Below are 16,214 nucleotides of genomic sequence, written 5' to 3'. Positions count from 1 at the left end.
CTCGCTAAATTGGAGGAAATTATACCAACTATGAAAGCCAAGCACCTCCTCTTATCACTCACTTTAATCGTTTTAGGTTTTGCCGCATGCAGCCCACAAACCGAAAAGAAAGATGAGCCTTATGGAAACCCTCATTCAGAGGGATTTAATTTAGCAGGTTCTGATGCCAAGGCCATTGCCATAGCTGACGAAGTAATGGAAGCCATGGGCGGCCGCGAAGCATGGGATAACACAAGACATATTTGCTGGAATTTCTTCGGACGAAGAGAGCTTATTTGGGACAAATGGACCGGTGATGTTCGAATTGACATGGGCAACAGCACCTACTTGCTCAACATTAATGATGACACCGGAAGAGTGTTCGAAGATGGTAACGAGCTAGCTTTACAGGGTGACTCTCTTCAAACCATTGTAAACAGGGGCAAAAGTATTTGGATCAATGATTCATATTGGTTGGTAATGCCTTATAAGTTAAAAGACTCTGGTGTAACACTCACGTATGCCGGCGAAGAGGCCACCCAAGACGGAAGAATGGCGGATAAGCTAAACATGACTTTTGAAGGGGTAGGAAGAACGCCTCAAAACATGTACTACGTTTGGGTAGACAAAGAATCTAGCTTAGTAACGCAGTGGGCATATTACCCCACTACTGATACTGAGGAACCTCGCTTCATAAACCCTTGGAAAGACTATAAAAAGCAAGGCGATATTATGCTTTCTGGTGAAAGAGAAATGGCACAACTTTCTAACATTATGGTATTTGAAGAGCTTCCTGAAAGCGTTTATAATTCGCCAGAAAAGCCTTCTTTAAAACCCCTTGCCGATTCAGAATGAGACAATTCTTAAGTCTAGCATTTGCGGTCTTACTATTTGGTTGTGGACCATCAAAAGAAACAGAAACAACCAAAGTAAAGCTTCCCGAACCTATTTGGGTACCTCAAAATACGGGCAGCACAGCCAGTTTACGTGGGGTTTCTGCTGTTTCTGACCAAGTGGCATGGGCAAGTGGTAGCGGTGGCACTGTACTGAAAACAACTGACGGCGGAACAACTTGGGAAGATGTAAGCGTTCCTAACAACGCGAAAATTGACTTTAGAGATGTTGAAGGTTTTGATGCCAATACCGCCATTGTATTAAGTGCCGGTTTGCCTGCCTTAATCTATAAAACTGTAGATGGCGGCAATACTTGGGATAGAAAATATTTTAGCGATGCGGAAGGGACTTTTTACGATGCTATGGACTTTTGGAATGACAAAGAGGGTATAGCATTTGGCGACGCTATCAACGGTAGGTTATTAATTCTTAGAACCTCTGATGGTGGTGAAACTTGGAATGAACTTCCTTTTGAACAAAGACCACAGGCCAAAGATGGCCAAGGTGGTTTTGCAGCTAGTGGTACTTGCCTTCGGGTAAATGGTGATAATCATGTTTATATTGGTCTTGGCGGTGAAGAAGCTAGCCTTTTCTACTCTTCTGATAAAGGAGAAACCTGGAATAAAACCGTCACTCCGCTACAATCAGGTGAGGCTACTCAAGGAATTTTCTCAATCGATTTCAAGAATGATTTAGAGGGCTTAATGGTCGGTGGAGACTACCGTGGTGATTCGTTGACAAGAATAAATGCAGCCTATACCACTGATGGTGGTGCCAGCTGGTTTCCGATGATGGCTGGGATGAACCCAGGCGGCTACCGTTCTGGCGTTGCAGTTTTCAATCAGGATTTAATACTAGCAGTAGGCCGAGAAAGCTGCGATTATTACCGCACTGGTGACGATGCGTATACCCCGATGGAAGGTCAATATTATGCCGTTTCCGTTTCCAAAACTGGAAAATCCGCATGGGCATCGGGTTCTCAAGGTAGAGTTGCCACATTGGCCTTTAAAAAAGAAAGCCCTCAATAATTGAAGGCGCTTATAGTCCCGCGCCCTTAATAATATCATCAACTACTTCTGGATTCAATAAAGTAGATGTGTCTCCTAGGTTAGAGATGTCCTTACTCGCCACTTTTCTAAGAATCCTTCGCATTATTTTTCCAGATCTTGTCTTCGGTAAACCCGGTACGATTTGCACCATATCTGGCTTCGCGATCGGTCCGATAATCTTTCTTACGGTGTCTTTTATTTCAGCTTTGAGACTGTCTTCCGTTCTTCCGGTCATGTCGCAAATTACATAGGCATAAATCCCTTGTCCTTTTACATCATGCGGATAACCAACCACTGCAGATTCTACCACTTTTGGATGTTCGTTGATGGCGTTTTCTACTTCAGCGGTACCCATTCTATGCCCTGAAACATTAATGACATCATCCACGCGCCCTAAGATTCTCAAATATCCATCGTGATCCCTTTTAGCACCATCTCCTGTAAAGTACATGTTCTTATAAGCTGAAAAGTATACGTTTTTGCACTTTTCATGATCGCCATATGTAGTCCTAATCATGGAAGGCCATGGGAACTTGATACAGAGGTTTCCTTGAACATTATTGCCTTCCAACTCTTTACCTTCTGCATCTACAATGACGGGCTGAACACCGGGAAGCGGAAGAGAAGCATGGGCAGGCTTATTGGGTGTGATTCCTGCCAAAGCAGAGATCATGATGCCTCCCGTTTCAGTTTGCCACCAAGTATCCACCAAAGGGCAATTGCCCTTACCGATATGGTCGTGATACCAGTGCCATGCTTCTTCGTTAATGGGTTCTCCTACAGAGCCAATGACTTTGAGCGACGATAAAGTATAGGGTTCTATCGGCTCCAATCCATGCACTTGCAATGCTCGAATAGCTGTTGGTGCGGTATAGAATTGATTAACCTGATACTTGTCAACGATTTCCCAAAATCTACCTGCATGCGGAAAGGTCGGAACGCCTTCAAACATCAAAGTAGTTCCTCCGGCCAGTAGCGGACCATAAACGATATAGGAATGTCCCGTAATCCAGCCAATATCTGCAGTGCACCAGTAAATATCCCCAGGCTTATATTGAAAAACATTAGAAAATGAATATTCAGCATATACCATATAGCCGCCAGTGGTATGAACTACTCCCTTCGGTTTTCCGGTAGATCCTGAGGTATATAGAATAAAAAGTAGGTCTTCGGAATCCATTTCGGTTGCCGTAAAGTTAGTCGACTCATTAGCGATGGCATCGTGCCACCAAACATCTCTTCCTTCCTTCATCGTCACCTCATCACCAGTTCGTTTCAGTACAATTACCTTTTCAATACTTGGTGTGTTTTCAACCGCTTCATCAACTACAGCCTTGACTGGGATTTGTTTTGTTCCACGATAGTTTCCATCAGAAGTAAGCACCATTTTCGCTTCACAATCATTGATTCGATCGGCTAGAGCAGACGACGAAAATCCAGCAAAAACGACAGAATGTACGGCTCCCAAACGTGCACATGCCAGCATGGCTACGGCCGCTTCTGGTACCATCGGCATATAGATTATCACACGGTCGCCCTTTTCAATTCCTTGTGCCATTAATGCATTACAGAACTGATTTGTCATTTCAAAAAGCTCCCGATAAGTAACTATTCTGTTTGCTTCATTCGGGTCGTTGGGTTCCCAAATGATCGCCGGGGTATTGGCCTTTTCCGCTAAATGCCGCTCGAAAATGTTATCGGTCAGGTTCAACTTGCCATTTAGGAACCATTTTACCGCTGGTTTTTCAAAGTCAGACGCTAGAACCTTGTCCCATGGTTTTCGCCAGTCAAAAGCCTTCGCAATATTCTCCCAAAATGCTTCAGGGTTGTCTACGCTTTTTTCATATGCTTTAAAATACTCGGAAAGAGAACTAATCTGATGGCTCATATTTTCTTCTTCAGTCGTGATGAACTTTGAAGTCATAAATTCAGAAAAAAAAACAGTAATTAAAACGTCCGCTCCACCTATCTGATAGTTGGTAGATAATTGTAACGTGAAAAGGAGAATTGACAATTTGAGCAGGAAGAGTCAAAACTCTTAACCGCTTTTCAGTTGTTCATTTCAAAGAAATTGTTGTTCACCCAAAGGCTTCGTAAAAGCAAATTTTATTGATTAGGTTGAGATTCTATTTCACGTATTTACTAAACAAAATTGATCATGACAAAGCTTACAAAAATCGAATCGAGTCAGATAATTGGTGGCGATAGATGCTCAAGACTACACAGAAGAAGAAGGCGTTTGAACCCGCTTTCTAAACGTTATTTTCGCATTTTAGCGAAGTGTAGAAACCTCTGTTAATTTACATTGAAAAGAAGACTGCTAACCTCCGTACAACCATCTATTAAAGCACAACGCCTTCGCTAAAAGTACCTTCGCCCAAGAGGTACCTATTTCATTTTCGACCTATTTCTTAAAAACAAAGTAAGCGGCATTTGACCTACCGCTGTTTTAGCAAAATTGAGCTCTAGCCCAAGGCACTTGAAAAAGATAGGACGACTTAAAAAATCTTTGAAGAAACAACACGATGAGAAAGATTGTGGTGCAGCTTGTCTATTGACTTTAGTCCAATATCTAGGGTATCATACTTCGCTAGAACACCTCAGAATTATTAGCGGAACGACTAAAGAAGGAACCTCTCTTTTAGGCTTACAACATGCCGGCTTAGAACTGGGTTTTGAAGTTGATGCGTTTAAAATGTCCTGCTCCGAATTTGGCTTAATTAAAGAATTTTCAATTCTTCATGTTATTAAAGAAGGGAACCAAAACCACTTTGTGCTGTGCGTAGGAAAAGCAAATAATAGATGGCTGATTGCAGACCCCGCTGAAGGAGTTCTAGAACTCTCCGACCAAGAACTAGCGCGTTTTTGGACCACTGAGACATGTATGACAATTAAGCATTCGAGTGCATTAAAGCTTCCTTCTAAAAAAGACTCTTTCGTTAAAAGTTGGTTGATTCCAGCCCTTCAGGCTCATCGGAAAAGGTTAACTGCGATTGTATTGCTCGGGATTATTCATTCCATATTAATTTTCTGTACTACAATTTTTACCGAAAAACTGGTTGACGAGCTTTTGCCTTCTGGCAATCGACAATTGGTACTTATAAGCCTCGTAATTTGGTCAGTTATACTCATGCTTTCTATTGGTTTGGCCTATATAAGAAACCATAGTATGGCCATTTTTAGCAGAGACTTTAATAATACGTTGACACAGCGATTTATCAGCAAACTTTTACTACAACCCAAGCGGTTTTTCGATAGCAAAAAGATAGGTGATCTACTCACGCGTCTTGAAGACACAGAAGGTATTGAAGAACATACAACCAAATGGATTGAAGATGGCTTAATTAGTGTCTTTACAATAATCGTCGCCTTTGTGCTCTTATTCCTTTATGATGTCAACTTGGGCTTAGTCAATTTATTACTCACGCCCATTGTCTTCTTTTTAGTAGTCCGGCTAAAAAGTGGTGTGTTGAAAGCGCAAAAAGTATCTATGAACCAACATGCTGAAAACAATGCGAACTACGCGGACACTTTTTCTGGAATTGATGAGATAAAACGGGGGCAGCTAGATCAAAAATTTAGCGCATATGCCATGAAATTCTATCATACATTTCGGGCAAAAGTATATTCTGCAGATAAAGCGACCATTCGCTTCGGTCTGGCTATTCAACTTAGCACCGTATTCACCACTATTGTAATTATTACTATATCCTCTCTTAAAGTGACCAGCGGTGTTCTAGAAATAGGTAATATGTTGGCCATTATTTCAATTACAACCATCACTTCGAATTGTATTTCAAATTTGGCACTCACATTTGTCGATTTTCAGGAATCTAAAATTGCTTTCGAACGAATGCATGATCTGCTCAGCCAGGATGAAGAACAAGAAGTTCATAAGTCTTCGATTGAAATGGCCGAAACAAATGTTCTATCAATCCAAAACCTGACCTTTTCATACCCGGGTCAACTCGATTTACTCACTAATATTTCTTTAGTCGTACCTCAGGGAAAATTGACAACACTACTAGGCGAAAGCGGTAGTGGAAAGTCAACTTTTCTTGACATTATAAGCACATTATACACCCCCAACTCTGGAAGAGTTCTTTTTAATAATCATAGTATTTATAAAGACAAATTGGAGTGGCGACGTAGGATTGGAGTGGTTCCTCAAGACATAAAAATTTTCAATGCTAGTCTATGGGAAAACATACATTTAGAGTCAATTGGTTCTTCTGAAAAGGCGGCAAAAACAAAAGTGGAGCAACTTATTCATCAGTATGGCTTAGCCTTAATATTGCAAAACTTACCCCATGGTGTTGATACCATTTTAGGCGAAAATGGGGTAAAGTTGTCCGGCGGACAAAGGAAAATACTTGGTCTATTAAGAGCCCTCATTAATGGTCCTGTAATCCTACTACTGGATGAAATCACGTCATCCTTGGATCAAAAACATGTTCATAAGATCCATGCCATACTGAATGACTTAAAGAAAGAGATGCCCATCCTTCAAATTACACATTTGCCAATTTCCACTACACAGTCTGACCAAGTCTATATGCTCAAGGCAGGTAAAATTACTTCAGGAGGTAGCCCAAATAAGTTTTTGAAAGATGAAAATGATTCTAGACGAAAGACCGTAAAAAAGAACGCGCTTAGGAAACTATCCAAAGAGCGTTCTTATTAATAGCGTTCAGTTAATTACTCGTATTTCAGGCTTTTTGCCGGGTTAGCATGAACTGCCTTCAAAGAATGGTAGCTCACAGTAAGCACGGTAATTACTAGCGAAGCTAATCCTGCCAACAAAAATACCGATGGCCCAATATCTACTCTATATTCGAAAGCATTCAGCCAATTATCCATGAAATAGTAACCAATAGGAGCAGCAATTATAAACCCTACGCCAACTAGAATCATGAACCCTTTTGTCATCAGCACTAAAAGGTTGATAATGCTAGCGCCTAAAACTTTTCTAACGCCAATTTCTTTAATGCGCTGTTCAGCGGCGAAACTAGCTAAACCAAATAAGCCTAGTAGGGAAATGAATATGGCTATAACAGAAAAGTAGTCTGCTAGTATCCCAATTGTAGACTCGCTTTTGTATAGTTGCTCGAAGCTTTCATCCACAAAACGATACTCAAAGGGATAATTCGGATTAATTTCCTTTACCGTCTTTTCTAAATAAGCCAAGTTCTCTTTTACATTTTGCCCTGTCATTTTTACACTAAAGACTTGACTATCCTCTGGCCTTAGGCCTATAATTAAAGGCTCTATACCTTCGTGCAGCGAACTAAAGTGGAAGTCTTTAACAATTCCTACTACACGACCCGTTCTATTCCAAAAAGTAATTGGAACACCCATAGGGTCGTCTACATTCATCATTTTAGCCGTCTGCTCATTGATGATCACATTCATAGTATCTGTGGCCAAAGCTTTGTCAAAAGACCGTCCTTGAATAATATCTAAACCATAAGTTTCTACGAAATCGTGACCGGCACGAATAATGTAAAAGTTGGTCTGATTTTGATCTATTTTTCCCTCCCAAGAAAAGCCACCAGAGGTTGAAGAACCAACACTCAACGGGGAACCATTTGAAAAGGTAGCTTCTACAAAATTTGGATTCTCTAGAATCCTCTGCTTTAGTAATTCGCGCGTATTTAAATCTTCAAGTTCGCCTTCAACGCCAAAATAGACCACGTTGTCTTTATTATAGCCAAGATTCTTATTCTTAATAAAGCTCATCTGATCGTGGATTACGAGGGTAGAAATGATAAGCACTGTAGAAATGATAAACTGAAATACGACAAGCCCTTTTCTAAGCCCATTTGACCATCCAGAAGTTTTAAAGGTTCCTTTAAGTACGCTCAAGGCTTTAAAACCTGAAAGTACAAATGATGGATAAAGGCCAGATAGAAAACCAACCCCTACACCAATGCCTAGCAATAAACCAACTTGGTTAAGTTCAGTAAAAGAAAAAGTCATTGCCTTATCCACGAGTGTATTGAGTGGAGGTAGAATCAACATGATTAAAAAGCCAGCCACTATTGTTGAGAAGGTTGCCAGAATAATTGACTCTGACATAAACTGGAGTAGTAAATAAAACTTTGAGGAACCTACTACCTTCTTAATCCCTACTTCCTTAGCGCGCTTTGTAGAACGTGCTGTGGCCAAATTCATGAAGTTAATTGCCGCAATCATCAGAATAAAAATCGCGACAACCGTAAAGAGCTTAACATAAGCTATCCTTCCGCCAGCGAGCTTTCCGTCATCATAATTATTGTACAAGTAACGATCGCCGAAAGGCTGTAAAAATAATGTTACAACAGATTCTTCTCCGTCTTGTTTGTCATTAACGTAGTTCAGAATTTTCGTATTAAAAGCCTCAACATCAACGCCGGGCTGCAATTTGGCAATTCCTCTTATTCCATTATTCCCCCAGTTATCGAGCCAGCCATTGCGAGCTTTCCACGGGGCATATGGCATCACAAAATCAAAATTAATAGTCGATTCTTTCGGTATATCTTCGAAGACGCCAGCCACTTGGTAGTCGCCCCAACCATCAACTTGTAGGGTTTTAGATAGCGCTGGCTGATCACCAAATATTCGTTCTTTGGTGCTTCTTGATAAATAGAGTTTGGTAGGGTCTGTTAAAGACTCCTCTTTTGATCCTTCAATGAACTTCACATCAAAGATTTGGAAAAAGTCTTCGCTAGCAACGCGTCCTTGCTCCTTAAAACTCTGTCCGTTAATTCTAAAAAGGCGTTCCTCCATCCAGGTAAAAGCAGCCATATATTCCACCTCTGCCATATCCTGCTTAAAATAGTCGCTAAGCGGGCCTGGATTTGACTCATATGTGTAGCTGTAATTAGAGTATGTTTGGTGTTCCATCACCTGATATATATTATCTATATCGGAATGAAACTGGTTGACCGACCTTTCTGACTCAACAAAAAGTAGCAGTAGCATACTGGCCGTAATGCCAATAGTAAGCCCTAAAATGTTAAGTGATGCGTATCCTTTTTCTTTCCAGAATACGCGAAATGCTGTTTTAAATATGTTTCTGACCATGGGTGTATTAATTAATTGTTGACTAAACCATTTGTCTTTGAGGAGAGAGAGCCTAAAAAGCAACAGTGCGTCCAAAAAGAACTTTCTGTTGGCATAGCGCACTCCTTTCGACTTACTATGTGCTTCATAGTATTCTTCTAGATCTCCAATAATATCTTCTTGGAAATCAGGGTGACAGTAAAAGCTTATAAGTTTTTGACCTACTTTTTTTAGCATAAACCGGTTTCAAGTGATTTCTGCTGACTAATTATTGCTGATGACAAATGTTGAATCTCTCTCTGCATACTATTCAGTCCTTAAATTTGTTATTGGATTGGTATAAGCCGCTTTTAATGCATGATAGCTGACCGCTAAAAGCGTAATGAACATTGATATACCGGCGGAAAGTATAAAAACAGTGACTCCAATTTCCGTCCTATATTCGAAGGTCTGCAGCCAATTATTCATAAATCCATACCCTAAAGGAGCGGCCAACACAAAACCTACGCCGACCAAGATTAAAAAGCCTTTGGATACATGAAATGTAAGTTGGGACACTCTTGCTCCTAATATTTTTCTAATACCAATCTCTTTTATACGCTGATCAGCAGAAAAACTGGAAAGACCAAATAGCCCGAGTAGGGAAATAAAAATGGCGATAGCAGAAAAGTAATTGGCCAAAACACCAATGGTGGCTTCGCCTTGATATAGCTGCTCATATGCCACATCCACAAAACTGTAATCAAACGGATAGCTTGGGTTGAGTTCAGCTGTCACATTTTCTAAAAAAGTGATACTTTCAACTACATTTTGGCCTGTCATTTTTATAGTAAGGTCGGTCGGGTAGTTTGGGCGGTAAGGCATCACTAAGGGACCAATTTTTTCGTGTAAAGAGCTATAGTGAAAGTCTTTAACCACTCCTACGATACGTCCAGGACTACCCCAAAGGGATACTGATAATGAAATAGGATTTTCCACATTCATGGCTGCTGCCGCTTGCTCATTTATTATGTAATTCAGGGTATCTGTAGCCAGTTCTGGATCAAAACCTCTTCCTTCTATAATTTCCATCCCGTAGGTCTCGAAGAAGTCAGTATCTGTATTAATAATGCGGAATTTATTGCTCAAATCACCAACCTTACCTTCCCATGAAAAACCGGCATCGGTTGAAGAGAAAAAGCTTAGTGGTGTTCCTCCAGAAAAGCTTACATTTTTGAAATTGCTATTTGAAAGCACTGTGGACTTGAATTGCTCTTGAACTACTTTATCGCGAAGTGCTCCTTCAACAGGAATGGTCACTAAGTGCTCTTTGTCATAACCCAAATTCTTACTCTTGATGAAATCCATCTGATTACGAACTACCAGTGTGGCAATTATCAGAACAGTAGAAATAGTGAATTGAAATACAACAAGTCCTTTCCTGATACCATTAGACCAGCCAGAAGTTTTAAAAGACCCTTTTACCACACTTAGTGGCTTAAAACTTGACAAGACAAGAGCAGGGTATATACCCGCTAAGAGCCCCACACCCAGTCCTATTATTAAAAGCTTTGACCCTTGATCGACTGAGGCAAAAGAAAAAGTCATACTCTTGCCTACCAACATATTCAGCGGTGATACCACACTCATGATAACCACTCCTGCCAAAACGGTGGAAATTAAGGCAAGGAGTATAGACTCAACCATAAATTGAGCCCGAAGCAACCCTCTTGTTGAACCGACTATCTTCTTTACGCCTACCTCCTTGGCCCGTTTAGTAGACCTTGCTGTCGCCAGGTTTACAAAGTTGATGATCGCAATTAATAAGATAAAGTAGGCTACTGCTGTGAGTAGTTTAGCATAAGTAATTCTACCGCCGGCAATAACTCCGTTTTCATAATTGTTGTATAAATATCTGTCCTTGAGGGGCTGAACAAATATGCTCACGTTGTGGTCTTTATCCGGAATTTTTTGATTTATGTATCCAGCTATCTTTTTGTTAAAAGCGCCGACATCCGTACCTGGAGATAGTTTTGCAATACCTCTTACACCACTATTTTCCCATAATTCTACCCAAGTAAATACCTCGCGCCAGCCTTGGTATGGTAAAACAAAGTCGAAATCGATGGTCGTTGCGTTCGGAACATCTTCAAATACACCACCAACTTGGAAATCGCCCCAGCCATCAAAATTTATAGATTTAGTAAGGGCGGGTTCCGACCCAAAAATTCGTTCTTTCACGCGTTTTGAAATATAAACAGTCGATGGTTCTGTGAGAGAACTTTCCTTCTGACCCTCGATGAAATCCACATCAAATATTTGAAAGAAGTCTTCGCTTGCCCACATGCCAGTTTCCTTGTGACCTTCATTGTCTACGCTTAGAAGAATTTTATATGGCCTTGTAAAAGCGGCCATGTAGTCCACCTCAGGCATTTCGTCACGAAAAACGGTGACTAAAGGTCCTGGATTGTCTTCAAATGTACGCACACCACCTGGGTAGGTCTGGTGTTCCATCACTTGATAAATGTTATCGATGTCTTTGTGGAATTGGTTGACTGACTTTTCCGATTCCACATAAAGTAATAGAAGCATACTAGCGGCAATACCAACGGTAAGCCCTAGTATATTCATAAGTGAGTATCCGCTTTCTTTCCAGAACACTCGAAATGCGGTTTTAAAAATATTTCTGACCATGGGTGTATTAATTAATTGTTGACTAAACCACTTGTCTCTTAGGAGAGAGAGCCTAAACAGTAAAAGTGCATCGATAAGGAATTTTCTATCGGCATAGCGCGCTCCTTTATCCTCAAAATGCAATTCATGATATTCCTCTAAGTCCCCGAGAATATCTTCTTGGAAATCGGGATGACAATAGAATTTAATAAGTTTTTGACCGACTTTTTTTAGCATAATTTAAATTGAAAAGCTACATCTGGAATTTGATTCCACAGTTCTAGCCTTGTCTGAATATTATGATCTAGCGCATTTTTACCATGTGCCGTAATTTTGAAATAGCGTTTTCTCTTTCCGCCGCGAGCCTTGGTGGCTTCGCCAAATTCCGATTCCAAGAAACCTTTCTCTTCCATTCTGCGCAACGCAGACTGAAGCGCTCCAACAGAAACTTTTCTGTCATGACGTTTTTCGATTTCCTCCTTGATAGCAACACCATACGCTTCTCCATATAGAACACCTACCGTGAGTAGCACTAGTTCCTCAAACTCTCCTAGCTGATATTTCTTCATACAAATAAGATTTAATTCCTAAATGTAGTTTTTAATAATTGAATGTCAAATTAAAAATTCCTAAATGTAGTTTTTATCTGACTCAGAGGAGACGAATGTTTGGTGAATTCATTACACTGAGGGTGGAAATGTTTAGATAAGCCCCTCTATGTAGAGGGGCTTAGAAGAATTTACTCGCTTCTTAAAACACTTGCAGGATTGCTTCTGGCTGGATAGAACTCATAGAGATCGCCAGCTATTTCCTCCAATAAATCGCCCTTACAAAACCAGGTCAATAGGCAATCAGCGTACTTCGGTGTTTCATATGTCGAGTGGTGCCCCTTCACTATTCAATTCTTAAGGAATCGGCGGGGTTACTCTTCACGGTTTTCAATGAAATGGCACTTATCGTCATAAATATTATAAAGATGGCGCACAGCCCAGTAAGAATGAAAATCATTGGGTTTATCACATTCTGATAAGTAAAGTTTTCCATCCATTTATTCATTGATAAATAGGATACAGGAAGTGCAAGCACCAAGGCTGCTAGTGTGATGATAACGTACCTTCCATTGATTAATACGAGTATTTCCTTTACTGAAGCTCCCAAAATTTTTCTTATTCCGATCTCTTTTACACGCTGTTTAATAGCGATAGAAACAATACCTACTAATCCTGCAATGGCTAAGAATATGGATATACCTGATAGAATGGATGTCAGTAAAAGGGTTCTAGATTCTTCCTGATATAATTCCGCAATCTGCTCATCTAAAAAAGTCAGCCTAAAATCGTCCTCGGGATAAATCTCCTTAAATGCATTTTCCATTTGAGGCACGAGTGACGATAAGTTTTTGGTATCTGCCTGTGCTATTAAGTAATTCAATCGGCGAGGCTGAACCATTAAAATGATTGGCCTGATGGGCACATGCAAGGACTTGTAATGGAAGTCTTTTACAAGGCCTACTATTCTACCTTTGACCAAATTTTCATTGTCTTCCCAAAAAATGGTTTCTCCCACTGGGTTAGTCAAGTTCAGCTGCTTAGCTCCCGTTTCATTAATCAGGAAGGAGGTCCCAGAAGAATCTGACGCGATTGTCTCGTCGAACATTCTACCCGCGATTAACTCAATGCCTAAAACTGAAATGGCATCGTCGTCTATAAAAGCTTCCGCCGCATCCGTTTTAAGCGAAGGATCTTTTTCAGCATAAATGCTATGTTGGTTGAATTGACCGCCCGGAACATTGGAAACTGATGCTACAGATTCAATACCCGAAATTTTACTGAATGCAGATTTAATTAATTCAGACTTGTCCACGTAGTTGCTGAGTTCAACAACCATCATATTATCCCGTTTAAAGCCTAAGTCCTTATTCTTTAGAAATGAAATCTGCCCGCTGATAATTAAGCTTCCTGTTACCATTAGTATAGCTGCAATCAACTGAACGGACAAGAGCGTATTCCTCACGAAAGCGCCACCAATCTTCTTTTTTGTAGTGCCTTTTAAAATTTGACCTGGATTAAGCGCATTCAAATAAAGTGCTGGATAGGCTGCTGCAAGTATTGCCGTAACAATGGTTACGCCCAACATGAAAATGACAGCATTCGTTTGCCAGATATCATTAGCCAAAATCTGCCCATTAACGAGTTGATTAAAGGCGTCTTCTAAAGCATACATTGCAAAAATCCCTAATGCCAAAGCGATGAATGAAGAAAACAATGACTCAAAGATGAATTGAGACAATAGTTGACTCCGATAGGCACCCAAAGTCTTTTTTACACCAACTTCTTTCAATCGCTCTGCTGATCTTGCAGTACTTAGGTTGACAAAATTGATGACCGAAATCAATAAAATAAACAGCCCCGAAACCCCATAAATAATCAGGTAAGAGAAACTAGAATTTGCCTCTAATTCCCATCTAATATTAGAGTGCAAATGGATATCCTCTATAGGTTGAAGTTCAAATTTGTATTCCCCTGCTAAAAGTGAGGCTACGCCTTCATCTGACCAGCCTAAATATTCTTTGACCCATTCTGGAATTTTATTTTCCAGCACTTCTGGGTCGGTACCAGGCTTTAGTTTTACATAGTTAAAGTGACCAAAATCACCCCAAGACATCCAAGGATCATTGAAACTTAATGACTTCAAAGACACATACGAAATAAGAAAGCTATAGTGAAAATGAGAGTTCTTAGGAGCATCCTCTATAACACCAACAACTTCCAACATATCCGTATTAACATCCATGGAAAGTCGGTTGCCTACAGCAGGCTTATCTCCGAAGTAACGCTCGGCAGTAGATTTTGAAAGTAGTACGCCAAAATTACTTTTTAGTGCAGTTTCAGGATTCCCTTCTAAAAATTTAAAATCGAAGACATCGAAAAAAGTACTGTCTACGAAATAGCCGTCGGGTTCGGCAAAACTAATGTTCTCCTTCTCGAGTGTTAGCATCACGGACTGCTTGGTAAGGCCTGCACCATAAATGGGAGAAAGGCTCACCGCCGCTTCCACTTCTGGCAGGTCGTTGACCATGGCCTGCGCTAGAGGGTGTGGTGTTCGTGTTTGCGGGTTGTCGTTCATCCATGCTACCCGATACATGTCTTCTGAGTTCTCATGAAACTTGTCATAAGACAACTCTTGTTGCAAATGGAGGTAAATAAAGCCACAAACCATAAAGGCCAAAACAAGGCCTAATAGGTTGAAACCTGTACTCAATTTTTTACGCCACATGTGACGAAGAGCGAATTTAAAATAGCTTCTATACATAATTATTGTTGATGAGTTTTGACCGATTTTTTTTAGCGCAAAGGGTCTCAGAAAATTGACCATATGAACCCAATAGGCTAAATCCGCACGCCATTTTGGGTGCGTTTCGCGGATGATTTGATAGTGCTCAAATAGGTCACCTTCAATCTCTTCTAACAAGTTGCCTTTGCATACCTGTTTTAAGAACCATTCCGCAGGTTTTGGGGGGATATGTAATTCTTTAAGTGCCACTAAAACTTAATCCTTTTAGTGCGATTTCAGGGATTTGATTATAGAGACCATTGCGCAATTCGTGGTTTCTTTCTAAGGCTCGTTTACCACTTGCTGTAATGGTGAAAAGTCGCTTTCTACGGCCACCTCTTTCATGCGTAGCTTCGGCTAATTCAGATTTTAAAAATCCTTTTTCTTGTAATCTGCTGAGAGAAGAATGTACTGCGCCAATGGCCACCTTTCGTTTGGTTTGCCCAATAATTTCTTCGCGAATGCTAAGACCATAGGCTTCTGGAAAGAGTACACCGACAATTAACAATACGAGTTCTTCAAACTCTCCTAACTGTGTTCCTTTCATATAAATGCTAATCAATTTTCGTAAATGTAGAATAAATATAAACACAAAATCTACATTTATGAAATTTGTATAAAAAAAACGTCACGCAGGTGCCCAAAAGACTCCAACGTGACGTTGCATTTTAGTTAATCGCTATTCCTACTTATAGACCGGCGGCTTGATGCCTTTCATTCTCAAATAAGTAACAACTTGTCCTCTATGATGTGAATTATGATCTAAGTAATAAAGTATTCCTGCAGTAAGCTGGTCATTAGCATCTGAAGCCAAAATAAAGGCATGCATTTCATCAAATTTTGCCTCCGCCCATTTTAGCAGCTCTTCTTTAGATTTAGAGTTCTCATCGCCTGGTTGCCAAGCGGCATTTGGTTGACTAAATGCCTTGTGAAAATATTCTACACTGTACGCGATGTGATAGGCCTGAGCAGCAAACGTTCTTTGATCGTCATTTGGTTTGTAATCATAGTCATCTTCTGGCATGGCTTTCAATACCTCGATGGTGAAAGACTTTGCCGCATCTAACCTGCCCTTCATCCAATCATATCCACCCTTCTCCTCAACAGGTTTCATGGAAGTTAAAAGCACCGTAGTTGTTAAAAGCAAAACAACCGTTAGTGCTGAAAATTTTGTGTTAGTTTTCATGTAAGTAGTTTTTTGTTTGACAGAGTCTCTTACGTCAACAATTTTGATAAGTTGTCCCCTAGCGGTACCGTTAAGCA

At 40.4% G+C, this 16,214-nt stretch carries 11 protein-coding genes; 3 read left to right on the top strand and 8 right to left on the bottom strand.

Annotated features, from left to right (window positions below; translation table 11 throughout):
* The first annotated feature begins 30 nt into the window (after positions 1 to 30).
* Together JXQ92_RS03875 and JXQ92_RS03870 are read left to right on the top strand one after the other, a co-directional pair.
* Positions 31 to 834 carry a DUF6503 family protein gene (locus JXQ92_RS03875; RefSeq protein WP_421985270.1) on the top strand — a complete coding sequence of 268 codons (804 nt, stop codon included), beginning with the start codon at positions 31 to 33 and terminating at the stop codon, positions 832 to 834.
* On the top strand, positions 831 to 1,901 hold the full coding sequence (locus tag JXQ92_RS03870; protein WP_421985269.1) for a WD40/YVTN/BNR-like repeat-containing protein: 1,071 nt from the start codon (positions 831 to 833) through the stop codon (positions 1,899 to 1,901). Before JXQ92_RS03875 ends, JXQ92_RS03870 begins: the two co-directional genes overlap by 4 nt.
* A gap of 10 nt (positions 1,902 to 1,911) precedes the next feature.
* On the opposite strand, the gene acs is transcribed toward JXQ92_RS03870, so the two are convergent.
* A complete protein-coding gene (gene acs, locus JXQ92_RS03865) occupies positions 1,912 to 3,846 on the bottom strand; it encodes an acetate--CoA ligase (protein ID WP_421985268.1) in 1,935 nt (644 codons plus the stop codon).
* 555 nt (positions 3,847 to 4,401) lie between these two features.
* On the opposite strand from acs, the gene JXQ92_RS03860 reads away from it, so the two are divergent.
* Complete coding sequence (locus tag JXQ92_RS03860; protein ID WP_421985267.1) at positions 4,402 to 6,606, top strand: peptidase domain-containing ABC transporter; 2,205 nt, start codon at positions 4,402 to 4,404, stop codon at positions 6,604 to 6,606.
* 14 nt (positions 6,607 to 6,620) lie between these two features.
* Here JXQ92_RS03860 and JXQ92_RS03855 read toward each other — a convergent pair whose 3' ends face one another.
* The 7 genes from JXQ92_RS03855 to JXQ92_RS03825 form a co-directional block, all read right to left on the bottom strand.
* Positions 6,621 to 9,203 (bottom strand): ABC transporter permease, encoded by a 2,583-nt coding sequence (locus JXQ92_RS03855; RefSeq protein WP_421985266.1) that lies wholly within the window; start codon positions 9,201 to 9,203, stop codon positions 6,621 to 6,623.
* A gap of 69 nt (positions 9,204 to 9,272) precedes the next feature.
* Positions 9,273 to 11,855 carry an ABC transporter permease gene (locus JXQ92_RS03850; protein ID WP_421985265.1) on the bottom strand — a complete coding sequence of 861 codons (2,583 nt, stop codon included), beginning with the start codon at positions 11,853 to 11,855 and terminating at the stop codon, positions 9,273 to 9,275.
* Complete coding sequence (locus JXQ92_RS03845; RefSeq protein WP_421985264.1) at positions 11,849 to 12,187, bottom strand: PadR family transcriptional regulator; 339 nt, start codon at positions 12,185 to 12,187, stop codon at positions 11,849 to 11,851. The genes JXQ92_RS03850 and JXQ92_RS03845 overlap by 7 nt, the downstream gene beginning before the upstream one ends.
* A 170-nt stretch (positions 12,188 to 12,357) precedes the next feature.
* On the bottom strand, positions 12,358 to 12,513 hold the full coding sequence (locus JXQ92_RS03840) for a permease prefix domain 2-containing transporter (protein ID WP_421985263.1): 156 nt from the start codon (positions 12,511 to 12,513) through the stop codon (positions 12,358 to 12,360).
* Positions 12,513 to 15,161: an FtsX-like permease family protein gene (locus JXQ92_RS03835; protein ID WP_421985262.1), complete on the bottom strand. Its 2,649-nt coding sequence runs from the start codon at positions 15,159 to 15,161 to the stop codon at positions 12,513 to 12,515. The genes JXQ92_RS03840 and JXQ92_RS03835 overlap by 1 nt, the downstream gene beginning before the upstream one ends.
* A complete protein-coding gene (locus JXQ92_RS03830; RefSeq protein ID WP_421985261.1) occupies positions 15,151 to 15,498 on the bottom strand; it encodes a PadR family transcriptional regulator in 348 nt (115 codons plus the stop codon). The genes JXQ92_RS03835 and JXQ92_RS03830 overlap by 11 nt, the downstream gene beginning before the upstream one ends.
* A gap of 138 nt (positions 15,499 to 15,636) precedes the next feature.
* Entirely contained in the window at positions 15,637 to 16,137 is a 501-nt protein-coding gene (locus JXQ92_RS03825; protein WP_421985260.1) for a DinB family protein, read from the bottom strand.
* Positions 16,138 to 16,214 lie beyond the last annotated feature (77 nt).

It is taken from the genome of Roseivirga sp., assembly GCF_049099775.1.
Lineage (GTDB): Bacteria > Bacteroidota > Bacteroidia > Cytophagales > Cyclobacteriaceae > Roseivirga.
This window is presented reverse-complemented; position numbering and strand designations above follow the sequence as displayed.

Bases quoted from the DNA above. Each gene is read 5' to 3' on its own strand.
- JXQ92_RS03875 (WP_421985270.1), top strand. From the start codon at position 31: ATGAAAGCCAAGCACCTCCTCTTATCACTCACTTTAATCGTTTTAGGT.
- JXQ92_RS03870 (WP_421985269.1), top strand. From the start codon at position 831: ATGAGACAATTCTTAAGTCTAGCATTTGCGGTCTTACTATTTGGTTGT.
- acs (WP_421985268.1), bottom strand. From the start codon at position 3,846: ATGACTTCAAAGTTCATCACGACTGAAGAAGAAAATATGAGCCATCAG.
- JXQ92_RS03855 (WP_421985266.1), bottom strand. From the start codon at position 9,203: ATGCTAAAAAAAGTAGGTCAAAAACTTATAAGCTTTTACTGTCACCCT.
- JXQ92_RS03850 (WP_421985265.1), bottom strand. From the start codon at position 11,855: ATGCTAAAAAAAGTCGGTCAAAAACTTATTAAATTCTATTGTCATCCC.
- JXQ92_RS03845 (WP_421985264.1), bottom strand. From the start codon at position 12,187: ATGAAGAAATATCAGCTAGGAGAGTTTGAGGAACTAGTGCTACTCACG.
- JXQ92_RS03830 (WP_421985261.1), bottom strand. From the start codon at position 15,498: ATGAAAGGAACACAGTTAGGAGAGTTTGAAGAACTCGTATTGTTAATT.
- JXQ92_RS03825 (WP_421985260.1), bottom strand. From the start codon at position 16,137: ATGAAAACTAACACAAAATTTTCAGCACTAACGGTTGTTTTGCTTTTA.